18 protein-coding genes are annotated in these 25,129 nt (G+C 44.9%); 1 reads left to right on the plus strand and 17 read right to left on the minus strand.

The window, feature by feature from the left end; genetic code table 11:
• Window positions 1-292: 292 nt before the first annotated feature.
• The 12 genes from DHX103_RS03950 to DHX103_RS04005 form a co-directional block, all read right to left on the minus strand.
• Window positions 293-1,003, minus strand: a complete 711-nt coding sequence (locus tag DHX103_RS03950; RefSeq protein WP_422123970.1) for a hypothetical protein — start codon at window positions 1,001-1,003, stop codon at window positions 293-295.
• Window positions 1,004-1,016: 13 nt separating this feature from the next.
• Window positions 1,017-3,278 carry a cell wall-binding repeat-containing protein gene (locus DHX103_RS03955; RefSeq protein ID WP_422123971.1) on the minus strand — a complete coding sequence of 754 codons (2,262 nt, stop codon included), beginning with the start codon at window positions 3,276-3,278 and terminating at the stop codon, window positions 1,017-1,019.
• A gap of 372 nt (window positions 3,279-3,650) precedes the next feature.
• On the minus strand, window positions 3,651-5,510 hold the full coding sequence (locus DHX103_RS03960; protein WP_422123972.1) for an LTA synthase family protein: 1,860 nt from the start codon (window positions 5,508-5,510) through the stop codon (window positions 3,651-3,653).
• A 136-nt stretch (window positions 5,511-5,646) separates the two neighbouring features.
• On the minus strand, window positions 5,647-8,049 hold the full coding sequence (locus DHX103_RS03965) for a SpoIID/LytB domain-containing protein (protein WP_422123973.1): 2,403 nt from the start codon (window positions 8,047-8,049) through the stop codon (window positions 5,647-5,649).
• A gap of 124 nt (window positions 8,050-8,173) precedes the next feature.
• Window positions 8,174-9,589, minus strand: coding sequence for a cell wall-binding repeat-containing protein (locus tag DHX103_RS03970; protein ID WP_422123974.1), 1,416 nt, complete (start codon window positions 9,587-9,589; stop codon window positions 8,174-8,176).
• A gap of 208 nt (window positions 9,590-9,797) precedes the next feature.
• On the minus strand, window positions 9,798-10,898 hold the full coding sequence (locus DHX103_RS03975) for a glycosyltransferase (RefSeq protein ID WP_422123975.1): 1,101 nt from the start codon (window positions 10,896-10,898) through the stop codon (window positions 9,798-9,800).
• Complete coding sequence (locus DHX103_RS03980; RefSeq protein WP_422123976.1) at window positions 10,895-11,620, minus strand: WecB/TagA/CpsF family glycosyltransferase; 726 nt, start codon at window positions 11,618-11,620, stop codon at window positions 10,895-10,897. The genes DHX103_RS03975 and DHX103_RS03980 overlap by 4 nt, the downstream gene beginning before the upstream one ends.
• 17 nt (window positions 11,621-11,637) lie before the next feature.
• Window positions 11,638-12,942 (minus strand): nucleotide sugar dehydrogenase, encoded by a 1,305-nt coding sequence (locus tag DHX103_RS03985; RefSeq protein WP_422123977.1) that lies wholly within the window; start codon window positions 12,940-12,942, stop codon window positions 11,638-11,640.
• 209 nt (window positions 12,943-13,151) lie between these two features.
• Window positions 13,152-14,561: an alanine/glycine:cation symporter family protein gene (locus DHX103_RS03990; protein ID WP_422123978.1), complete on the minus strand. Its 1,410-nt coding sequence runs from the start codon at window positions 14,559-14,561 to the stop codon at window positions 13,152-13,154.
• A gap of 208 nt (window positions 14,562-14,769) precedes the next feature.
• Window positions 14,770-15,861 (minus strand): amidohydrolase, encoded by a 1,092-nt coding sequence (locus DHX103_RS03995; protein WP_422123979.1) that lies wholly within the window; start codon window positions 15,859-15,861, stop codon window positions 14,770-14,772.
• Window positions 15,861-16,988, minus strand: coding sequence for a mandelate racemase/muconate lactonizing enzyme family protein (locus DHX103_RS04000; RefSeq protein ID WP_422123980.1), 1,128 nt, complete (start codon window positions 16,986-16,988; stop codon window positions 15,861-15,863). Before DHX103_RS04000 ends, DHX103_RS03995 begins: the two co-directional genes overlap by 1 nt.
• Before the next feature lie 736 nt (window positions 16,989-17,724).
• Window positions 17,725-18,726, minus strand: a complete 1,002-nt coding sequence (locus tag DHX103_RS04005) for a nuclease-related domain-containing protein (protein ID WP_422123981.1) — start codon at window positions 18,724-18,726, stop codon at window positions 17,725-17,727.
• 358 nt (window positions 18,727-19,084) lie between these two features.
• On the opposite strand from DHX103_RS04005, the gene DHX103_RS04010 reads away from it, so the two are divergent.
• Entirely contained in the window at window positions 19,085-19,285 is a 201-nt protein-coding gene (locus DHX103_RS04010) for a hypothetical protein (protein WP_422123982.1), read from the plus strand.
• A 153-nt stretch (window positions 19,286-19,438) separates the two neighbouring features.
• Here DHX103_RS04010 and DHX103_RS04015 read toward each other — a convergent pair whose 3' ends face one another.
• The 5 genes from DHX103_RS04015 to DHX103_RS04035 all read right to left on the minus strand — a co-directional run bounded on the left by DHX103_RS04015 (window position 19,439) and on the right by DHX103_RS04035 (window position 25,079).
• Window positions 19,439-21,052, minus strand: coding sequence for a M20/M25/M40 family metallo-hydrolase (locus tag DHX103_RS04015; protein WP_422123983.1), 1,614 nt, complete (start codon window positions 21,050-21,052; stop codon window positions 19,439-19,441).
• 3 nt (window positions 21,053-21,055) lie between these two features.
• Window positions 21,056-22,228: an aminotransferase class I/II-fold pyridoxal phosphate-dependent enzyme gene (locus DHX103_RS04020; RefSeq protein WP_422123984.1), complete on the minus strand. Its 1,173-nt coding sequence runs from the start codon at window positions 22,226-22,228 to the stop codon at window positions 21,056-21,058.
• 145 nt (window positions 22,229-22,373) lie between these two features.
• Window positions 22,374-23,291: a DMT family transporter gene (locus DHX103_RS04025; RefSeq protein ID WP_422123985.1), complete on the minus strand. Its 918-nt coding sequence runs from the start codon at window positions 23,289-23,291 to the stop codon at window positions 22,374-22,376.
• Between the two features lie 70 nt (window positions 23,292-23,361).
• Window positions 23,362-24,810: a sodium/pantothenate symporter gene (panF, locus tag DHX103_RS04030; RefSeq protein ID WP_422123986.1), complete on the minus strand. Its 1,449-nt coding sequence runs from the start codon at window positions 24,808-24,810 to the stop codon at window positions 23,362-23,364.
• Window positions 24,807-25,079, minus strand: a complete 273-nt coding sequence (locus DHX103_RS04035) for a YhdT family protein (protein ID WP_422123987.1) — start codon at window positions 25,077-25,079, stop codon at window positions 24,807-24,809. Before DHX103_RS04035 ends, panF begins: the two co-directional genes overlap by 4 nt.
• Window positions 25,080-25,129: the final 50 nt, after the last annotated feature.

Consider the following 25,129-nt stretch of genomic DNA (forward strand, 5'->3'; position numbering starts at 1 on the left):
TTTTGTAAATTTATTGAAAGCGTTTGCAAAATTTAAAATTCAGATTTTTTTTGGTACAACTGGTTAATAGCAGCTGGTTAGTTAATTAATTGAAAAAAATTTACTTCGGGCACTTAATACATTTTGCAGCAGCCGATTTCACAGTAAATTAACTAACCGAATCGGCATTGGGTAATGAATACTCTCTTTTTCCATCTTTTAAGTGCAGATGCCGAGCGGTTCTGGGGTGGCTCCAAACATAAAACATAAAAAAAAAGCCGACTGGAAAACCAGCCGGCTTAGTTACAATATCCTATTCGAAACTTACAAGATTTACTTCACTGATGTCTTCTTTTTCTCCATTGGTAATGACGGTCTTCTCTTTTACAAAACCAAGTTCAGGAGCGAAATATTGAGTTAATGTCGTTACTTGATCAGAGCTTTCTGATTTCAGAACCTGTTCAATAACAGTGACGTTTTCAAAAGTTCCTGCAGGCAGTTCAAGTGTTTCCTCTTTGCTGACTACCAGCCATTCACCTTCAGTAGAATTAGCTTCATCAATCATCACGATAGGTTCGGAAGTAGGTTCGATGCCGTCAATCGAAATGTCTGTGATTCCTTCTGTTTCACCCGTGTTATAGAGCATTTTCATGCCGCTTTCTGTCCATTCTGAAATCTGGATAGTTTTTACGTCACCAAATGTGATCTCTTCCAAAACTTTGTTGTCTTTTACTTCAAGTACTGTGCGTGTCAGTTCGAATGAATCGACCTCGAAGTTTTTCACTAACCCGGCCGCTGGAATATATGCCAGGAATCCTGCGGGTTCAACAACTTCTTCTTCAGATGCAGGCTCTTCTTCTGTTTCTGAATCCTCAGTAGTTTCTTCTGATACTTCTTCAGCCGGCTCTTCAGTTGAAGAATCACCTGTTGTGCCGTTCGCCAATTCTTCTTCCTGCTTTGCATCTTCTTCTCCGCAAGCAGCTAACATTACTGATGCCAATAAAATTATACTTAGTTTTTTCATAGTTTCCACCTCATCATTTTTGCAATCCATTAATTTGAGACTTAACAGTAGAGGAAATAGTTCCACCGATGTAATAAGTTTGATCAATTAACTTTTCTGTACTGTGTTTGCTGATTGCCGTTTTGACTTCTGCTGGCACACCATCGTCTCTCACCAGGAATAAAGGTGCTTCATAGCGAGCTGACATGGAAGATGACACAAGTGCATCCGGATAATTCGTTCCTACAGAAACGACTAATTTAGAAGAAACAAAATCATCCTTGAAACGGTTGATAACTGCCACGGACGTTTCATAACGGGTTTTACCGGATAAACGTTCCACCATATCTGCACCAAATCTATTGGACAATTCTTTTTCTATAGTTGCAGGAACTGCCTGAGTGCCTCCAACGATTACAATTTTGTCACCAAATGCGTTTGCAAGGCGTGCAGGAGTCGGTAAGCCGTCTCTAGTTAAAACGATAGGCCATTGTTTTACAACGGCAACACTTGCACCCGTCAATGCATCAGGATAATTTGCACCAGTAGCTACTATTAGGCCATCTGAACTTGGCAATTTCTCATTGACTTTCGCATTTGTTTCATAGCGCGTTTTTCCTGACAGGCGTTCGACAGTGATGCCCATACTTTTCAGTTTGCTTTCAACTGAGCTTGAAAGTGCAGCTGTACCACCAACAAGGAAAATGTGATTGGCTTTCAGACGTTTCAATTCCGCCTCGACATCAGGAGAAAGTGAGCCCTGTCTATTCAGCAGAATTGGTGCATTTCCATAATAAGAAGCTAATGGTCCCGCAGTCAACGCATCTGCGTAATCACTCGATGTTGCAATTACTACAGTTTTACGTGGTTTTGTTGATCCAAAACCGGTTGGATATAATTGTTTGGAAACTTCAATTGCTGTCTTTAACCGATCAGCAGCGTAAATATTCTTCGGAGCGTAAGCATATTTCGAAGTACTCGCGCTGGTATCAACTGCTCTGTTTGCCCAGACATCAAATAATTCTGTATTGTTCCAAAGATTCATATAATCTCTTGCTTCTTCACGATTATACAATGAAATCATATTCCCTTTATCTTTTGAACGGACGATAAAGTTCTTGTTTTTAAAGTTCGACCATAAGATATTGGTAGTCAGATCGTCCACAACTGAAGCTGCAGATAGCTTGCTCGCATAAGCGATGGCTTCCTGTTCCTGATAGAAGCGTTTTACGACACTTTCGCTCTTATCTGTCACAAGATATCTTTGCGGCAAGTAATTCGACCATAATATTGACTTGCTTGAAGTATTGACCACTCGTGTGTTTTTGTATTTCTTCGCATGAGTTATTGCATCCTGCTCAGTGGAGAAGAAATTATTGCTCATTGCCACTGACGAGTGATACACACCATATACTTTAGCACCTTCAGCTGGTGGAGGAGTAGATCCACCACTTACGACCTGTCCAGTCTTTTTATATGTAACTGTGCTGGAAGGAATGTTTTTCGCATAATTAATCGCATCTGTCTTGGAAACGAAATGTTTAACCGCTTTTCCTTTTGAATCATTTACAACATATACGTTAAAGAAAGAATTTACCCCTTTTGCAAAGTTTGTAGCCACTTTTTGCTGAAATGAAGCGGTCTTGATCATTGCTTCTTCGGTAGGGTTCGACATGTATCCCACTTCAAGTAAAACTGCAGGCACGTGAGACATTCTTGTAACGTAAAAGCTGCTTGGTACTAGTCCGCGTCCTTCTTTGATTCCTGAACTGAGAACTGCTTTATGTGATACTTCAGCCAATCGCTGGCTTTCCGGTGAATAATGGACTTGCGTTGGATCTGCCGGATAGCTTGGATCTGGATACTTATTATTGTAATAGTAAGTTTCATACCCTCCAAAAGTAGGAGAAACAGAAGCATTGTGATGAACTGAAACAAAGATGGAATTATCATTATTGCCAGTTGCAAAACTGTTAGCAACTTTTGTTCTTTCACGCAAATCTGCATTTATAGACAGATTTGAGAATGCCGTATCAGAAGTTCTGGTAAGAATAACTTTAAAACCCAGTTTTTCCAGTTCCGACTTGATACGGTTCGAAACTTCCACATTTGCGTGCTTTTCATAATAACCGGTACGGTTACCAGAATATCCGGCAGTACCACCGTATTTCCCTCCGTGACCCGGATCAAGAATAACTGTAGGTTGTGTACTTGCAGCTAATGGTTCCAGAGGTTTAAATCCAAAGGCGAATATCAACAGAAACATTAAGGAGATTTTTATAATTTTTTTCAACAACTATTCCCTCTCTTTCTATATAGTAATCCTACCCCTTAAATTAGTAACAAACAAGATAAATTTACATTATTAAACAAAAATAAGACATTGTGAGTAGTTTTGATTTTTAAATTTAGGGTATTTAACTTTTTTGTGTTTTTGGTAGGTATTTTTATACAGTATATAACAAATTTTTTCATATTCTCCTTTCTTATTGCTGATAATAGCAAGCTTGCCAAACACATGGAGCCTTATCCCTTTACATTTATATGATGAGCTTTTCTGCCCTTTTTTTATGAATAGAAAAGCTCTTGATTACAATAAAAAACTGCACATTTCCCCCATATTAGGGTATTCTGTGCAGTCTGAGATGTGGGTGGTATTCAGTTGGGCTTATTCGACTTCCGTTTCACTTAAATACCTTTTCAAAAGATTATCCGAGTAATCGATGATTTGTTGGATTTCATCCAGATTTTGTTCGATTTTTTCTTTTTCAATATCGATCCGCTCCATATCGGAATAATCGTAATAGCGTTCAGGAAACTTCGCATTAGCCCCAAGGTAAACATTTTCACCGTCCATGTATGAACCGCCCGATAAATAATAACGCATAGTCAAAAGATTGTTGTCATATTCCAAAAGATTATGGCCGATGATCGGCATATTCGGAACCAGTCCCAAAAGGTTTGACATTGTGGGCATCATATCAATCTGTCCGCCAAAATGTGAAACGGTTTCGTTTTCGAACAACCCCGGCGCTGTGATAATGAAGGGCAGAAGAAACCGGTCTTTAATCGTATATTGATTGCCAACCACTTCACTGACCAATTCCACATCATCCGCTTCCATGGGCCTGCCGTGTAAACCTGAATGATCGCCGGTAATGACAATCAACGATTCCTCATAAATCCCCTGTTCCTTTAAAAATTCTATAAATTTCCCGATCTCTTCATCAGTGTAGCGGATGGACTGAAGATAATCGCCGGTATAAGTACCGCCAAACCTTTCCGGGAGATCCAGTAATTTTTCTTCAACCGGTATGATAAATGGCGTATGGCTTGTCATCGTCATCAGGTTGGCATAAATTTTTTCTCCGTCCTGAAGCTGTTCCTCGATTTCTTTCTCAGCAAATTCAAACATCACTCTATCTGATGGTCCGATGCCAATAACGTCTTCATTGGGCATATCCTTCAAGCTGTAATATTTATCGAAGCCTAAAGTCGGATAAAGTTTATCCCTGTTCCAGTATTCGATTTTATCCGCATGATAAGTGGTGGTGTAATAGCCATCGAAATTCAACATGCTTACCAGCGAAGGCATTTTTTCGCCATTGAGGTAATTCACCGTGGCTTCCCTGCCTTTCGGATAAAGGGAAGTATGAATGAGCCATTCAGCATCAGATGTGTTGCCGGCCCCGATTTGCTGGAACATATTATCAAAGTTGAGGCTATCCTCCAACAATCGATTGATGTTCGGTGTAATCTCCTGGCCGTCCACTTTATTGTTAATGACAAATTCCTGCATGGATTCCACTTGGATCAAGAACAGATGGCGGTCTTCTGCAATCCCGAACCGGTCATGATTTGCATATTCCACAAACTCATTGCCTTTCAATCCGGCAAGCTCCTCAGCAGTCAAACTGTTTCCTTCTGCAAAGCCGACACTATTCGCTTTATAAATTTGTGTCAGTTGCGTTTGCACAAAGCCATTTTCCTTCGCAAATAGAGCGACATCCGTCATATTTTTCTGGAGCGCTACGAATGATGTTCCAATTGTCAAAAACAGCAAGACGGCAAGCAAGGCTCCATACATCTTTCTATCCACCGACGGCAGGTTCACTTTACGGGCTGCAATCAACAGCACGGCGAACACTAGAACATCAGAGAAAAACAAAAAATCTGCCGGCTTGTACAATAAAGCCAAAGTTTCCATCACAGACCCCGCCTGGTCGGATTGCTTGAGGTCGAAATAAGACGGGATAGTCAAGAAATACCTTTCATACCAGATAACGGCAAGAAACAGGAAAGATACAGCCACATTATAGATTGCCACTGCAATGAAGCTAAACTTTTTTCTGCTCCATAGCATGATAGCCGGAAACAGCATCCAGATTGGAAATTCCAATAATAGAATGCGCAGCAAAGATACTTCCCCAAGGACTTCATTTCTGAAAAAAGCGATTTTTATCAATAATACACTAGATATTACTAGAATAAAGAGTAAAGGCATAGTTACTTTGTTATTAATTTTCATAATTTTCTCCTCTTGAGTAAGATGTACTTATATTAACACGAAATTTACATTTCTGTAATAAGTACAACAAAATTACTGACACAAATTTCCTCAAAAAAAAAACCCGGCAGATTTGAATCTGCCGGATCTCTCTATATTATTGAATAATTTTCTCTCGTGTTTTTATGGTGATTCCCTGGTAATAGAAATTCAGAATGTCAGATGCGGAGTGACCATCCACAGATCTGTTGAATGCGCCGTGTTGGCTCATCCCGATACCGTGGCCATGGCCTTTACCGTTCATGACAATTTTATCCGTGCTGTTAACCAAATCGAAGTCGACACTTTTCAATACTCCGACTCCCAACATCGTTCTGTAACTCGACATTGTAGCAGGGTAAGTTGTTGCTACAGAGCCTTTAAATGTAACAGCCATTTTCTTTTTCTTCAATTCTCCAGCAACATATTCGTTGACTGCAGCTTTCAGATCCTCGGAAATAACCTTAGAACCGCCAAGGAAGTATGCCTGTTTTTTAACTGGCAGAGCTTCAAAGAAAGATGTCGGCATTTTATCTGCATCCGGGTGAAGAAGAATAATCGGTGATCCCGTTTTTGCTGCAAGTACTGAACCTGCAAGCGAATCGATAAACTGGTAAGCATTGCCGATTACAATATTTTCACCTGTCAACGGCAATTGCTCGTTTACCGCAATGCTTGTATCCACACGCGTTTTACCGCTGATTCGCTCCACTGTGAAATTCTTTTGAAGTTCTGTTTGAACCAGTGCCGGAATCGCGGCCGTACCTCCGATTAAGGAGATTGTTTTTGTCCCACTCTGAGTAAAGTAATCTGTCGTTTGTGCAGTTACACTTTTACCGAAATGAATAATGATTGGAATTTGTTTTGAAGCGGCATAAGCAGATGCAGACAGTGCGTCTGACGAATTCGCGCTGCCGGAAGCGATCATGGCTTTGCCGCCAGTGCTTCCTACTTCTTTCGCGATTGCGATGGATGTATCTGTCCGGTTTTCACCGGATAGGCGTTCTACGTCAAAGCCGCGGTCCCGGAGATTTTTTTCAAGACTGGCTGAAATAGCAGACTTCCCTCCGAGCAGGTAAACCTTCGCTCCAGGGTTAACTTTATCTTTTACAAACGATTCCACAGTGGCCGGCAATGAATTATTGCGTGTCAGCAAAAGTGGTGCGCTGAATTTATGGGCCAGCACGGTTCCGGCGAGTGCATCCGCAGGAATATCGCCACGGCCAAGAACGATGGTGTTCGCTTTGCCGGATCCCACATATTCACGGGCGATATTGGCTGCCGTATCGTAACGCAATTCGCCTGATAAAGTTTGGGACTGTGCACCCGGAATCATGTCGTATGAAAGGGTCGTGCCATTTTTATGTCTGGTGTAATACGAAATGTTCGTTGTAATTTCAGAAACTTTACCTGTGTTTGGATAATCTTTCTTTGACATGCTGTCGATGGAAGCAATTTTGATCGACTCTATAGAAGAATCCAGTTTTGTTAATTCGTTTTGGACGTATTTTTTGAATTCTTTAAATGCTATTGAATCATTGGCCTTCGGCATATTCGCTGCATAAAGACCCTTTTCTCCAACATCGCCCCACCATTTAGCCGGCGAGGACAAATCGAGTGAAGAGTTCAATTGCTGTCTGAGCCAAGTCAGCTCCCACGAAATTTTGCTTTCTAAATCGTAATCGTCTTTTTGGCTCTTAGTGAGATAAGGCACTTTCCCAGACCAATACTGCTGTGGAAGTTCTGTTTGTCCCCCGTTGCTCGCTGAGAAATACGAACGAACAAAGCCGTCCTTGCCATCAGGTTTTTTGAAAGTCATGACTTGACCCGCTGTTTCATCTACAGCGCGATTCGTGTTTTCGTATGCTGACAAATACTTCGGCGAGATTTTGTCCCAAATAAAACCTTTGAAGACCTGGAAATTTGTGCTGTCATCGATTTCAACAGTAAATTTTCCGCCCGCTTTAGCAAAAACATACGAACGTGCTGCGATAGCCTGAGCTTTCAAAGCTTCCATTCCGCCTTGATTGCCCCAGCTTGCTGGCGTTTCTCCCGGAAGCACACCTTTCAAATAGTCTTCGAACAACAGCTCGTTAACTGGTTGAATTTGAGTGGTACCGGACATACGGAATGTTATCGTCCCCATATAAGGATGCTTGATCTCCGGTTTGTTGCCGCGATATATGTACACATGATTTTCCTTATTATAAACTTTTGGCGCTACAGTTACTGTGGCCAAATCTTTTGCAATCACTTTTGTTCCTTCTTTAATGGCCATTTTCCCATTTACCACGAGGACTGTATATTTTTTGTCCTTGGCAAGCACTACCGATGTATTTTCTTTCAAGACTGATTCGCCTTTTGGTTCAAAAATATAAGTAGTATAAGGGCCTTGTGCACCAAAGGTATTGATCAACTTCACTTTCACACTAAAATCTTCCGGTGCAGCACTGACTTGAGTCACTCCAATTAACATTCCCAAAAGCAATGTAAAACTTAATAATTTTACCAATTTTTTCAAAGTAAATCCTCCTTTTATCTCTAAATTTGACATTTATTTAATAATACTTATTTAGTATAAAGTATATTTTATAAAATGGATATAAAAAAAATGGCTTAAAAGCCATTTTTTTATTATATATTATTTAATTTACAAACGATCTTACAGAAACGATTTTTTTATCCCAGTTTGCCCAGCTTGCATTCAAGGACATAACTGTAACGCCTGTGCTCACTCCGGCATGAATGATTTTGCCGTTTCCAAGATAAATGCCGGCATGAGATGCTCTGGTAGGTTTGGAATTAACAAGATCAAGGATGATAAGGTCACCAGGTTTTGCATTTGCATAGCTCACTGCTTTCCCTGCAACTGCCATTTGGCCAGTAGTTCTTGGCAATGAAATTCCTTCTTGCTTAAATACATATCCTATAAATCCTGAACAATCAAATCCGCTTGTAGTTGTACCGCCATAGACATAGCGAACTCCTGCATATTTATAAGATTCTTCTACAATAGCACTTCGCACATCAACCGAAGTTGGCGTTGGCGCTGGTGCCGGGGCTGGTGCTGGTGCTGGTGCTGGTTTCGGTGCTGGCGGATTCGGGTTCAACGCATCAGGCGAAACTGCTGATTCTCCACCAATTACTGTTAAAGCATTAACATTTTTCTCAGAAATTACCGCCTTTGTTGGCGACGGCAAAGATGATTGTTTTACTAAAAGAACAGGTTCCTGAATTTTTGCGCCAAGTGCCGATCCAGTTAAAGCATCAGCAAAGTTTTGGCCTGAGGCTACTAAAGAAGTTTTTACTGAAGCCGGATATAATTCCGATACAACTTTTGCCGCCGTTGCATAACGGTCACTGCCTGATATTCTGTTCACGGAGCTGTTAGCACCCAATGTGTAATAAACTGAAGAACTTACCGCTGACTTACCGCCGACAATAATGACATTACTGTAATCGGTGGCAGCTGATTGAACTCCTGATGACATTTTTTCTGTTGCCGTCAAAAGAATCGGCATTCCTTTTTCTGCTGCATAGGATGCAATCGCCAAACTATCGGCAAAACTCGATCCGCTTGCAACTACTGCCGTCGATCCCCCTACTTTATCAGCAATCAATGCCGATGTTTCGTAACGGTTTTTACCGGCTACACGTTCGGTGTTGATCCCTTGAGCTTTCAACTGATTAGCAACATTCTCACTGACAACGCCCGCTCCACCCAAAATCACAACATTTTTTGCTCCGACACGTTGAATTTCTTTAAGGACGGAATTTGGAATAGAATCTTTTTTCGTCAAAAGAATTGGCGCGTTTAATTTCTTTGCTAGCGGTGCTCCAGCCAATGCATCCGGATAGTTATTGCCGATAGCTAACACGACATTGTTGGTACTATTGTTGGTCCAACCTTTTTTGGAAACTTGTATGGATGTTTCATATCTGTCACTGCCTGAAATTCTATCGAAATCTGTAAATACAGATGCTTCTGAAGTAGAAATAAAAGTTGATACTGAAATTACTGATGCTAGAGCAAGACTCCCAAACCATTTCACTGATTTCATTTACCTTATTTCTCCTTTTTTAAAAAACTTGTATTTTTTTTACTCAATTGAGTTTAACATTAAAAAACTTGGGTAAACATTACAGTTTTATTACAGATATACAAAAAAGACCTCCAATACATGTATTGGAGGTCTTTATCCCTTGCTATATAAGGGAATTCTCTAACTTCAAATTGTAATATAATAAATTCAAAATAGATCTAAATGCTTATTCTTTTGCAATAAAACCCAGATAAACACGGTACAATTCATCCTGTAAATTCTTATTGGAAAAGTTTTCCTTGGCATATTCTCTTAATTCTTTTCCCATTTTCTCGGCATCAGAATTATAGGCTTCCACACAAGCTTTCATCAGGGCATCTTTGTCGTTTGGCGGTATGATCCAACCGGTTACGCCCGGGTTGATCAGGGATTTTACTCCACCCACATCTGTCGAAATGACTGGCGTTCCCATATCCGCTGATTCCAATAATACGAGAGGAAAGCTTTCGCTATAGGAAGTGAGAAGGGAGACGTCTGAGGCAAACAGCAATTGATCGACGTCTTTTCGGGTGCCGAGAAACTGGACTTTGTCCATGATGCCTTGGCTGTCAGCCATTTTCATCAAAGTGCCTTTTAACTGGCCATCTCCGATAATCCATAATTTAACGTTTTTCATCGGCAAATCTTTGAAAGCTTTCAACAACACTTCGTGTCCTTTTACCGGATGCAGCCTGGCTACTATTGAATATACAAAATCTTCCGGTTTGGTATCCAGCGTCTTTCTGATTTCTTCCTTATCGAATAGCGGAACCTCTTCATGAAATTCGATGCCATTGAATATAGGTGAAATTTTCACAGCTGGGACTTTCATTTCAATAAGCATGTTCTTGAATTTTTCGGATACAGCAAAAAGATGATCTGCATTCCGCAATGCCCGTTTATTTAAAAAGGTGAATATTTTATTGATGAGTTTCGGCTGATGCAAAAAGTCCAATGAGGGGTCACTGTGAACAGTAACAAACCATGGAATCCGCAACTTGGATTTGATATTGTTGACCAGAAAATTGGAACGCGCACCGTGTGAATGGACCAGCGAAAAATCATTCTCTTCTATATAAGAAAGAATTTTTTTAGATGCTGAACCATCAAAACGTCGATTTTGCTGAATCACAGTAACTTTAACCTGTTGATTTCGGGCCTCTTCTGCAAATTCGCCTTCTGTCAGGAGCACCAATTCCGCTTCAAATGGAGGGTTTTGGAATAATTGGAGTAAATGCTTTTTCGATCCGCCTGTTTCACCGCCGCTAATAATGTGGAGTATCTTCACTGGGCTCCAACCTTTTTCTCGCGGATTGCCATGATCAGGAATTTAGGAAGAGCCATCTGCCGGATAATACGTGACGGCTGCGACACCAGGCGGTAAAGCCATTCAGTACCCGTATTCAAGAAAATTGAAGGCGCCCGTTTTACATTCCCACTGAAAACGTCAAAGCTTCCGCCAACACCCTGGAAAATATTGACATTCAATCTGTCCATATTTTCCTGAATGAACAACTCCTGTTTCGGGCTGCCCAGTGCAACAAAAAGGATTTGGGGATTCGCTTCATTAATCAGGCGTAAAATCTTATTCTGGTCGGTTTCATAGCCGTCTATTTTGCCAGAAATGATCAGATTCGGATATCTTTGCTGTATCATGCCAGCCGCTTGCTCGATTGTTTCGGGCTTTGCGCCATACATAAAAATCCGGAACGAATTTTCATTCGCCAGCTCGAGCAACGCTTCCATCATACCGATTCCGGTCACGCGCTCTTTTACCTGGCCATTCCTGAAACGTGAAGCGATCATGATTCCCACACCGTCTGGAATTTGGTAAGTGGAACCGTTCAATAAAGTTTTCAGACTATCATCTTTTGTTGCCATCATCACTTTTTCAGGATTTATGGCGACAATCCGTGATTTTCTGTTTTCTTTAATGTCAGCGTCAATCAGCCGCATCAATTCCTGCTGCGACTGATTGCTTACATTAACTCCAAGAATCTGTTCTTTCATAATTTGGCTTCTCCCATCTATCGTGTGAATATCACCTTTTTGTCGATATTTTCCGGGTTTTCTTTGCCATCTCCAAGTCTGTAGACTGAGAATCCAGCTTTTTCATAAGCAGCTCGGCTAATCGCATTTTTGGTGTCAAAAATAATTTTGTTTTCCATCGTTGAACCGACTTCTTCTGCAATATAATCTTTGAAAATTTGATGATCGGTCAAGATGACAATCAAATCAGCGTTTTGGACCGCTTCATCAAGTGACTGTGTCTGTCCGCCAACCTTATTTTCTTTTACATGTGGGTCATAAGCTATATAATTCACATTCTTCATTTTCAAATGTGTAAGAATTTCCATCGAAGGACTTTCACGAATATCATCAATGTTTCCTTTAAATGCCAATCCCAGGACAGCCACTTTTGGTGCATCGATATGCGCTACGATTCTCTGAATCATTTCCACCGTATACTCAGGCATTCCATCATTTGTTTGACGGGCCAAGTGAATGATCTTAGATAAATCCTTTTCTTTTTCCACAAGGAACCACGGATCGACCGCGATACAATGACCTCCGACTCCTGGACCCGGTTTATGGATATTAACGCGCGGATGATGGTTTGCAAGGTCAATCGCTTCCCATGCATCCACTCCGACATTTTCACTTATTTTGGCAATTTCATTGGCAAAAGCAATATTCACGTCCCGGTAGGTATTTTCCATCACTTTAACCATTTCAGCAGTTGTAGCATCGGTGATGAAAAAGTCTCCTTTAACAAAACTCTTGTAATATTCAATCGTGACTTCAGCAGATACAGTATTTAATCCGCCCACGATTCTGTCGTTTTTGACAAGCTCTTCAAACACTTTACCCGGAATAACACGCTCCGGTGAATGGGAAACGTATAATTCAGAGCCAAGTTCCAAACCACTCTTTTCCAATATTGGAACCATAATATCCAAAACTGTACGGGGCGGGACTGTAGACTCAAGAACAACCACATCACCTTTTTTTACAAAAGGAACAATCGATGCAGTTGCCGCTTTAATGTAATCCATATTTGCAGTTTTATCCTCAGCAATCGGTGAAGGCACTGCGATGATAAACATATCCGCCTCTTCCGGAGTAGTTGACACTGTAAAAGTGGCTTTTTCAATAGCGCTATTCAAATAATCCTGAAGTAAAGGTTCTTCAATATGAATTTGGCCTTTCGACAGCATGTCCACTGCTATTTCATTAACATCCACTCCGTGTACCATATATCCATGATTCGCAAACATAACTGATGTAGGTAAACCGATATAGCCTAACCCAACAACACAAACTTTTTTCATATTATTTTTCGCCTCTTTAAATCAGATTTAGAATAGAATTAAATAATTTTCAAATAAATTCTTTCATCACACAGCATAGTATTCCACAGAGTTTAACTTTAACATATTTTATATATCACAGGCATTAAGAATATGTTACAATCAGCAATCTTTTGCCATAATAATAAAACACCCCCTCCGTCCGCAGACAAAGGGGTCATGATTACATCTTAATCCCGATCTTCTCCCCAACATTCCGTGTTTTTCAAACCAGGAATGTCTTTGGCATAAAATTCCGGATTCTTGCCTGCTTTTCGCTGCTGCATGTAATTATCGAGCACTTTGAAGGCAGTGCCGCCGAGAAGCGCAATGACCACGAGGTTGATGACGGCCATCATGCCCATGAACAGATCGGCCATGCTCCACACGAGGCTGACTTGCGCCATAGCACCGAACATGACCATTGCGAGAACGCCGAAACGGTAAGCCGTCAGCCAGCCGCTGTGTGCATTGATGAATTCGATATTCGTTTCACCGTAATAATAGTTTCCGATAATCGAACTGAAGGCAAAGAACATAATCGCAATTGCCAGGAAGTACGGAGCCCAGTCACCGACGTGGACACCAAGCGAATCCTGCGTCAACAGGATTCCTTCTGCTTCGCTTGTGCTATACAGATCGGCAAGAATAATGATGAACGCCGTTGCCGAACAGATGATGATTGTATCGAAGAACACGCCAAGGCTTTGGACAAGCCCTTGTTTCGCCGGATGCGAAACGTTGGCAGATGCCGCAGCGTTCGGAACCGAACCCATACCGGCTTCGTTCGAGAACAATCCGCGACGTACGCCCTGCATGATTGCAGCGCCGATACCGCCGCCCACCACTTCTTCAAGCCCGAATGCGCTTTGGACGATCAGCATGAACACTGCTGGGATTTCCGTGATATTGGTGATGACAATAAAGATGGCAACGAGGAGGTAAAGTGTTGCCATTACCGGTACAACGATTTGCGTCACTTTTGCGATCCGCTTGACGCCGCCAAAGATGACGATTGCCGCTAAGATCACTAAACCGAGGCCGACAGACCAGTCCGGAATATTAAAGACATCTTCGAATGATTGTGCAATGGTATTTGACTGCACCGAGTTGAAGATGAATCCAAATGCAAGCGTCAACAGCACTGCGAATACAATTCCCAGTTTCCGTTGGCCGAGTGCTTTCTCCATGTAATAAGCCGGTCCGCCGCGGAATTGCTCGCCGTCGCGCACTTTATAAACTTGCGCCAATGTGCTTTCAATGAATGCTGTCGCCATACCGATCAACGCGACCATCCACATCCAGAACACCGCTCCCGGTCCGCCGATGGCAATTGCCAACGCTACGCCGGTGATATTGCCTGTTCCGACACGTGAAGCCGTCGAAATGGTAAAGGCCTGAAATGCCGAAATCCCTTTTTCGCCGTCTTTCTTTTCACTGATGACGCGGAACATCTCGCCAAACAGGCGAACCTGCACAAATTTAGTGCGGATTGTGAAATAGACACCCAGGCCTAATAGTAAACCGATTAATATGTATGTCCATAATAAATTATTTCCCTCGTTAACAAGCCAGGTTAACGCATCCAAAACTGCATCCATTTCATCATCCTCCTCCAAATTGAAACGAAACTTATTGTCTATACCCTTTACAGCAGTAGAGAAAACCTGATACAAGCGATAGTTTCGGGCAAAGGAAAACCCTCTTCAAAGAGAGGGCATTCCTTTTGCTCATCACACCTTATCATAGAAGAAAAAATTGCGGGAGAGCCATTAGCATTACTAGCCACAATATTTCCCGGGAAATATTTCAGGCATTTCGCAAGGTTTCCGCCAAAACACGTGCGCCAATATCCAGCGCGTCGGTGTTAAATGCCATATCGGGATGATGCAATCCGTGTGTAAGATCAGCCCCCACACCGACCATCGCCGCTTTCAGTTCCGGTTTCCGGATGGTATAAAAATGAAAATCGTCTGCGCCAGTCGTGTGCAGCGGCTGCGCTGTATTTTCTTCACCAATCACTTTGCGGATCGCTGCGCGCGCCAGTTCCATCGCTTCATCGGAAACTTCCGCTGCCGGTGTAAAGTCGGTCCAGTCCCAGTCGAGTCCCACGCCGTATAGCTTGGCAATCGTTTCAAAACCTTCATCGATGCGTTGCCGAAGTTCGTCCATCAAGTCGTTGGACTGCGAGCGGACATCGAGCGCAAACGTGGCACTGCCCGGAATGATATTCAAACTTTCGCCGCCCATTAGGATATTCGTCAGCTTCGCCGAGTAGGATTCAAAAGGTGAAAAATAGATCGATTTAACAAATTGATGGATCGCCGCTATGACGTCCATCGCATTTTTCCCTTGATGCGGCCGCGCACCATGCGCATCCTCGCCTGTAATCTTCCCTCTCAGGAAAATACCGGATCCGTGGTGAAGCGCCGGCGACACTTTACCGAAAGGCAGCTCTTCTGCCGGACGCAAGTGCACGCCGAACAGATGGCTGACCCCTTCAACAGCACCGCGCTCAATCATCGACAGCGAACCATTGCCCTGCTCTTCTGCGGGTTGGAAGATAAAACGCACACGTTTCATCAGGGTTTCATCCTTTAAATAATGTAAGGCGCCGAGCACCATCGCCATATTGGCATCATGCCCACAGGAATGATTCGCCTGCTCTTTGCCGCCCACCTCTTGCCACAGCGCATCGATATCCGCGCGCACAGCGACGATGTCATCCCCCTGCCCGATTTCTGCGATCAAACCGGTGAGATCTTCGAAGCTATTATAACGGACGTCCAACCCTTGCATGATTTCCTTCAATTTTTCTGTGGTTTTGAATTCTTTCCAGCTCACTTCGGGATTGGCGTGGAAATGGTTAAAGTATTGGAGTATTTGCTGTTTGATTTCCATCATCGCTCTTCCTTTCTCTCCACCGTTGCTGATTTGGTGGTTAATTTCATTAATTGAGCTTCATCGACCTCAATCCCGAGACCCGGCTTGCCGCTCAACTTCACAAAGGGCAGTTCGTAAAGCAGGTCGCCAATCTCTTCTGAGAATAAAAGCGGGCCTGTCAGTTCGGCACTTTGAATATTCTTCCGCGACATGACGGCGTGATAACCGGCCGCCGAGCCCACGGACGATTCCACCATCGAACCGATCTGCGCGATGATGCCCGCAGCTTCCGCCGCTTTCGCCATCCCAACCGCGGGAAATATTCCTCCCGCTTTCATCAGCTTGATGTTGATATAATCTGCGGCATCCAGCCGAATGATTTCAAGTACATCTTCCATCGATCGCACACTTTCATCCGCCATGATCGGCGTTGACACTTTGCGCCTCACTTCAGCGAGTCCGCGGATATCGCCCATTCGGATCGGCTGTTCCACCCAGGTGAGATTGGCGTCAGCCAGCCGATTGATCGTCTGTACAGCTACCCCTACCGTTTTCCATCCCTGATTGACGTCAATCCGGATCGGTACATCGTCACCGACCGCTTCACGCACCGCATAAATCCGCTCGATGTCGAGAGCCGCATCGTCCAGCCCCACTTTTAGCTTTAAGCTGGAGAATCCCTGCTTCACAGCTTTCGCCGCTTTTTCCGCCATGATGTGCGGCGGCTCGATGCTCAGCACTTTCGGATATTGGAGATTGTCATGCGCCCGCCCGCCGATGAGATTATAAACCGGCTGGCCTGTCGCTTTGCCCATCAGATCGTAGCAGGCAATATCAATGGCCGCTTTCGCCGCCGGGTTGTTTGCTATTGCGGCATCCATTATGTGATGGATGTGCTCGATATCAAAAGGGCTCTGATCCAAAATTTGCGGAACGAGCACATTTTTCAGTACCTCAAACGCCGCATCCACCTGCTCGCCCGTCACATGCTCATCCGGCACCGCTTCGCCGTAGCCGATGAGCCCGGTATCCGTTTGGAGCTTTACGATAATCGCCGCCATACTCGGGTAATTTGCATAGGAGATGATGAATGGTTCTTTCAATGGAAAGTCGACTGCATAGATATCTGCTTTGGTAATTTTCATTGGGGTGTGCTCCTTTTCATGGATAGTTTCTATTACTGCTTATTGTATCGCTATGAGGGGGGTGAATCTAGGGGATGGAGTAGTATCTCACGGTTGTGGGAGTTTATCTCACCGTTGAGCGATTTTATCTCACCGTTGGAGGGGTTTATCTAACGGTATCCACCTTTTATCTAACGAGTCCACTTTTCTTCCGACATTCTCCAAAAGAACAAACCAACATCTGAATGGAAAGCAGTCCGCTGCTGGCGGACTGCCCAGTGGGCGGCGACCGCCGCCCAATCTTGGGTAATAGGGGGTTGTCTCATTTGGTGTGGGGGTTTTCTAACGGTTGCGGGAGTTTATCTCACCGTTGAGCGATTTTATCTCACCGTTGGATGGTTTTATCTAACGGTATCCACCTTTTATCTAACGTGTCCACTTTTCCTCCACCATTCTCCGAAAGAACGAACCAACATTCGGAATGGAAAGCAGTCCGCTGCCGGCGGACTGCCCAGTGGGCGGCGAGTGCCGCCCGACCTTGGGTAATAATGGGGTTGGCTCATTTGGTGGAGGTTTATCTAATGGTTGACGGGGTTTATCTCACCGTTACTCACTTTTATCTCACCGTTAGCCCCTTTTGTCTAATGGTTGAAGAGGTTTATCTATTTTTCTACTGCATCACTCCCAGTTTCTCCACTATAGCCAATACCTATTAATAGAGGTCTCCTCCATTTTTTCTCCACAAAAAAAAGGACATTCAAGTCTCATGAATGTCCGCCTGGTCCTTTATAAAATATCGTCTTTTTTTATTGCTTCCTATTTTTTGATAATTGGGGTGAACTAGCATATTCCTAGCTGTGGAAAGATGCTCCAATTCCAAAAAATCTTTGCACTCGGCAGCGGAAATACTTGATTTTATTAACATAAACCATTCTTGTATTGCTTCATGATGCGCGGTTAAACTTTGTAACTTACAGGACGGACAATGCCAGGAGCGCTTTATTCTGTTCATTTTTATAGATTCGCAGTTTGGACAATAAACGCCTTTTCCTATGTCTCTCGCGTTGATGTTGTGTTTTGGCGCAAGTGGAAAGGGATTATATTCAGTCGCTACGCTTAACAATTGTTGACCAACCTTATGCATTTCATCGATAGAAAGTTGATCATTCGGCATTTTGAAATTCTGTAATCGGATTACCACCTCATCGGCACTCCAAATTACAGAGCCCGGAGGCGTATTCTCGACAATCTGGTTGGGGTAAGCAATTACAACAAATGTATAGACCGGCAGTGAAACGTCAAGACTTTCGAGCAGCTTTTCAAACTTCCACTTCGCAACTTCCATCTGTACCAAAGGACTTTTATATCCTTTTTCTTGTCCGGTTGATGTCGTTTGATGCAATGCACTTGGATTTACACAAAACCTAAGCCTGCCTGAAATATTTTTTACTTCCAATAAAATTGTGCACGACTGGGTCAATAAAAGTGTGTCAATTTGGAAATCCATGTTAGTAGATACCGATAAGTCCTGGATAATTAAATATGGATAATCCGGTTCGAATTGCTTCATTAAATAATCCAATCGCTCTTCTCCACCAAATCCCGCATTGCTGGACTTAATAATATCCCCAATAAGTTCCCGTTTTGCATGAAATACGGGCAATCTTTTTAATAAAGCTTCGTATCCTGCAATCTTAATTGGCCGCTTCCGATGTTTGATGATAATTGTAGCCACCCCTTTGTTAACAATAGCAAACACAACGAAAATATTCCATATATATCCAAATTAAATATTTGAAGGCCTATTTCGCGCCAAAAATGAGATTTGAAACTAAACTTTTGATATTTATAGTGTGATTCAATTTTCCACATGTGCTTATCTACTCGTTCCATGAGGATATCTCACGATTGAGTTATTTTATCTCACCGTTGGAGGGGGTTATCTAACGGTATCCACCTTTTATCTAACGAGTCCACTTTTCTTCCGACATTCACCGAAAGAATGAACGAACATCTGAATGGAAAGCAGTCCGCTGCCGGCGGACTGCCCAGTGGGCGGCGGACGCCGCCCGATCTTGGGAAATAAAGGGGTTGGCTCATTTGGTAGGGGTTATCTAATGGATGACGACGTTTATCTAACCGTTGAGCGCTTTTATCTCACCGTTGGATGGGTTTATCTAACGGTATCCACCTTTTATCTAACGATTCCACTTTTCTTCCGCCATTTTCCGAAAGAACAAACCAACATTCGGAATGGAATGCAGTCCGCTGCTGGCGGACTGCCCAGTGGGCGGCGGACGCCGCCCGATCTTGGGTAATATGGGGTTTTCTTTGGGAGTGAGGTGTATCTAATGGTTAGTGGGGTTTATCTCATGGTTATCCACTTTTATCTCACCGTTAGTGTGATTTATCTAATGGTAAGCCGATTTTATCTAACGACTCACTCTCACAACACAAAAAAAAGCCCCCCCTCACAGGCGGCTCTTCACTGGTATAGACAAAATCATTTCCTCCAACAGCGCAGGCATCACTTCGAATGCGTTTTTGATGTGGAGGCGTTCGGTGCGTTTATGGGCATCTTTGCCGAATTGGCCGATGTTGAGAACCGGCGCTTTTAATTCTTTCATTGCTTGGAACGGGATGCTGTAGGCTTCGCCGTAAACCGGCGTATTGTTTTCGTAAGTGATCCAGCCGTCTTCCTGGTCGCCGTAATTGACGTAGCTCAGATCGGAAATGCCATTGAAATAATGGATTTGATTGAGTTCATGGCCAAATTTTGTCATAGCGTTTTCCTTGATCTGCGCGACGCAATTTTTGACCAGTTCGTCTTCTGACGAATTGACCGCCGGGTAATATGGCGGCGCGAACATGATCACAATCGCCGGCGTCAGTTCCTGGCAATTGAGCAGCAGGATATCGGTGATGTGCATCGACTTATCGCGGACGTCCCATTCCGGATGCATCAATGTATCCCGGATCAAGTCGTTGAAATACTCAATACCGAATTTCTCGAGTGCGTATTTCACCAGATCTTCGTAGCGCATGACCCGAAGCACCCCGACCGGTTCGATGTTTTCATTGCGGCACATCGCCATATAATCTTCCATGCAATGCGCAGCCGCTTCTTTTGCCACTTTTTGAAACAAGTCGAAAACCTGTTTGGCACTGTGTTCCATCATGAAGACATTGTACATCGCATAGCTGCGGTACGGGGTCTGCGCCGAATAGGTATTCCTGAAATCACGTTGCTTCAGCGTTACCGGCAAGGGAGTCGTTTCGCCGAAGACCGTTTCTTTGAACGTCGGATTCCATTCCATGCGGTGGGTCAGATAGGTCGAAATATAGCTCGACGTGATGCCTGACAACGGTTCGCCGACATGCGTCTCTTTGCCGTAGAACATGGCGGATGGCATAATTTTGCCGATCGAGCCGGTGTAGATATAATGGTCCTGGTCACCCGGCTGCTGCGCGAATGAAGGCTCGCCGTTCAGAAATAAAATATATTCCAGTTCGTATTCGCGTTCGAGGTCGAGCAATTTGCTGACACTGTAGCGCATGCCGGCTGAATTGACTTCCTCATCCGGCACGGATAATAGCACGAGGTTGATCGGCCATTCATTGGCAGCGGCTTTTTCGAGCATCGCCATATGCATCGCGATGCCTGCTTTCATGTCCATCGTGCCGCGGCCGAACAAATATTCACCCGAATCGAGGTCTGCCTGCGCGTATTCATCCAGTTCGTCGCGAATCCCTTTCATGGCTTCCGTCAACTCCAGCGGATTGCAGGCGAGCGGCTCCAAATCGCCGTATTCCCCTGTTTGGACGGTATCAAAATGGCTCATCAGGACAATCGTATCTGTCGCTTCCGGGTGTTTGTATAGAGCGGTGACGTATTGGCGATCCCAATTGACTTCACCGAGGTAAATTTTATCTGGATTTTCCTGGAAATAAGGGATTTGCTCCAGCTTGTCTTTCAGCTTATAGGCGAACTCCACTTCCCCTTCTGACAGTGTAATACTTTTCCAGCTGACCATTTCACAAAGCAATGCCTGCAATTTCTCCGGTGTTCCCCATAATAGATCCATATCTTATCCCCTTTCCGTGACTTGCACAGTTTTCAGCCATTCGGCTATCCGCTCCATCGCGAGTTCGAGTGTTGGCATCGCATAGGCATACGAAATGCGCAGGAAGCCTTCGCCGTGTTCAGTAAAAGCCGAGCCCGGCACTGCCGCGACTCCCCCTTCTTTCAACAGGCGCGTGGCGAAGTCGAAGGAAGAAAGGCCGAATTTCTCGATGGATGGGAATATGTAAAATGCACCAGTCGGCTTGACGACGTCAAAGCCCATTTCCACCAATTTGCCGTAGACATAATCACGCCGCATTTTGTAGGCGGCATTCATTTCATCCGGCACAAAGCGGTTATTGCGCAACGCCTCGATCGCCGCATGCTGGCTTGGCAGGGACGCGCACACTGTATTGTACATATGCACTTTTAAAATATGCTTCATATATTGTTCCGGCCCCAGCAAAAAGCCCATCCGCCAGCCCGTCATCGAATGCGATTTCGACAGGCCGTGCACGAGGAAGGTCCGATTTTTAATGTCGTTATAGCACGCGAATGAAACATGATCACCTTCGAAGACATTTTCCGAGTAAATTTCATCCGCCACGATAAAGATGTCATGTTTCTTCAATACCTCAACCAGCGCTTCGGTATCGGCTTTATTTAAACTGACGCCGGTCGGATTTGACGGGAAATTAAACAGCACCGCTTTCGTTTTATCCGTAATGGCCGCTGCCAAACGCTGCGGATCCGGCACCAATCCGGTATCCGAAATATCCAGCAGCACCGCTTTGCCGCCGTTCAACTCGACCAATGGCACGTACCCCGCATAGCACGGGGCGGGAATGATGACTTCGTCGCCTTCTTCAATAATGGTCCGAAGCACCGAATCGAGCGCTTCGCTGGCACCGTTCGTGATGATGATTTCTGATTGCGGATTATAAGTGAGCCCGTAGCTGTCGCTGAAAAATGATGCCACTTCCTGGCGCAGCTCGATCAGCCCTGCGTTATGGGAATAACTTGTTTTATTGGCTGCAATCGCATCCATACCGGCGCGCTTCACCGCTTCCGGTGTCGGGAAATCAGGTTGACCGATTGTCAGGTTAATGGCGTCCGGGTAATCCACCAGCTGATTGAAAAACTGGCGTATGCCGGAAATAACGAGCGCTTCCGCCCGGGGATTAAGGGTTAAGGTCATAATGAGCTCCGATCCATTCAGTAGTTTCTTCTATTATATTCTTTTCGTACTGAATAATAACAGGTAGGATATTCACAGTCAGCAATAAATTCTCCTGTTGGTTTCATCATAATTAATAATTGCCATAAGAACAAGAAAAAACGGTTCAGCGGGCGCTGAACCGTTTTTTTCTTTTTCTAAGCATGTCTTCTGCGGCACCTGAGCCGAAGAGAACGCCGATCACAATGAGCACAAAGCCGCCGAGGTGACCGGGCAGAATGGTTTCATCCAAAATGATGGCCGCTGCGATGAGTGAAAATAATGTATTGAGATTCATGAAAATCGCCGCTTTTGTCGGACCGGTTTGGCCGATCGAGTAATTGAACAGCATATGGCCGACCGAGGTGCCGAGCACGGCCGAGAATACGAATGCCCACCAGAATACAGGTGGAACTTCCGCAAATGCCGCCATGCCGCCCGGTTCCTGGATGAGCGAGATGAAGAACAGCACGATGCTGCCGGCGATGAACATATAGCCCGTCATCAGCCGCGGATCCAGATTTTTCGCCGCGTTGGCAATGACGATATAGCTGAGTACCTGCGTCAGGATTGAGATGAAGACAAACAAATCACCGAGATTCATGCCGCTTGTCGGACCGCTGCCGACGCGCACTGTGAGGACGACGCCGGCAAGGCCGATGACAACGCCGATCCATTGCAGGCGAGACGGATAATTGCGCATGATCAGTGCCACCAGCACCGCCGTCAGCATCGGCCCCGTGCCGAGGATTAACCCGGCATTTGTGCCGGTGGTCAAAGTCAGCGCATTCGACAGGAAATAATGATGCGAGACGACGTTCAATAACGATCCCAGCAGGATGTATTTCCAATCGATGCGGCTTGGCCAGCGAAGAAGCTTGAAGTAGCCGAGAATGACGAAGACCGAAATCCCTGCGACAAGTATGCGGAATGCCGTCAAAGTAACCGGGCCGACAAATTCGACCATATATTTAACTGTTGCGAGATTAAATCCCCAAACGATCATGACGGCGGTCAAGATCATATATACTTTCCATTGCTTCAATCCAGTCATGCCTTCTTTCGGGTATCGGAATAAACATCCATTTTACTCCTCGTTGCGGGGAAAGTAAATACTACGCCGAATAATCATATGCTTTTCGCCCGATCAGCAGGCTGAAAGCGATAAAGGCCACGAGTGACAGCAGCACCGGAAACGTCACAGTATGGACGCCGAGCAGATTGCCGTACGCTTGGTTGTAAAAATGCAGCGCGACATAAGTGCCAATCCCCGTCACCATTGACGCGATGGCCCCGTATTTATTGCCCCACTTCCAGTACAGCCCGAGCACAATCGGCCAGACGAACGCCGCTTCCAAACCGCCGAACGCGAATAAATTCAGGAAGATCAATAAGTCCGGCGGATCCAGCGCCAGCAGGAACACGCCAATTCCGAGCAACCCCGTGACGCCGAACGAAATGCGTTTGATGGTCTTCAGTTCCGCTTCCGGTTTTATGTAATTCAAATAGACGTCGCGGACAATCGACGAGCTGACAATTAAGAGCAGCGAATCGACTGTCGACATGATTGCCGCCATCGGTGCCGCGAGGACAATGCCTGCGAGCCACGGCGGTAAGGTTTGGAGGGCGATCAGCGGAATGACTTTATCGCCGACATCGATGCCCGGCAGAATGGGACGCGCGAATACACCGATGAGATGCATATTGAGCATGATGATGCCGGTGACGAGCGTTCCGATGATCAGCGCGCGGTGCATGGCGCGGGAATTTTTATAGGACATTGCCCGCACGGCAATCTGCGGCAGCCCGACTACGCCGACGCCGACGAGTATCCAGAAAGACGACACATATGCCGCGGATAAATTGCCATCCGCTCCGTAAGGCGTCACGAGATTCGGGTTTTCATTGATTAAATCCTGAACGATATTCGGAATTCCGCCGCCTGCAATAATAACCGCTACCAGCAGGATCGCCGTTCCGACGAGCATGACGGCACCCTGCACAGCATCCGTCAGCGCAACCGCGCGGAAACCGCCGATCGTGACATAGACCAGCACGCTGACCGCAAACAGGAACAGCGCAGAATTATAGGACAGCCCCGTCAGCGATTCGATGAGCCGCGCGCCGCCGATCCACTGGGCTGCCATGGCGGAAAACAGGAAGATGATGATGCTGAGCGCGGACAATAGGACCACAGCTTTGCTGTTGTAGCGGGCTTTCAGGAAATCAATCATCGTCACCGCCTTATAGCGGCGCGCCATGATGGCAAATTTTTTGCCGAGAATCATCAGCACGAAATAGCCGGTGACAACCTGCGTCATTGCCAGCAGCACCCAGCCGAAGCCCATCGTGTAGGCGGTTCCGGGACCTCCGAGGAAACTGGAGGCACTGCCGTAAGTTGCGACCATCGTCATCGCCAGCACAAAACCGCCGAGTTCGCGGCCACCGAGGAAATAATCGCTGATGAAATTCGAAGACGATGCCAGCTTGCGGCTCGACCAATAGCCGATAAAGAAGATGAGGATAAGAAAAACGATCATCGGAATCAACACAGCATAATTCATCGTTGTTCCTCCTCTTCATCTTCAAACGGCACTTCCACAAAGAAGAATTTCACAATGATAATCACGAGCACTGCGATTACCAGGAAGCCAACGATGCAGCTATAGAAAAACCATGCCGGCAATCCGAAGACGTAGGTATACTCTTCCACCGGCCGCGAGCCCATGCCATACGCAAAGCCGAACCACCAGACAAAATTGAACAGCGCCAGCCCCACGCCAATCAGCGCTTCCCGGTGGGCAATCTTAAACCGCCAATCCATTTCGTTCATCTATCCCACTCCATTTCTGTTCGTATCATTTTCTTATAATACCATTATTT

Origin of the sequence: Planococcus daihaiensis (assembly GCF_049262615.1) — a bacterium.
GTDB lineage: Bacteria > Bacillota > Bacilli > Bacillales_A > Planococcaceae > Planococcus.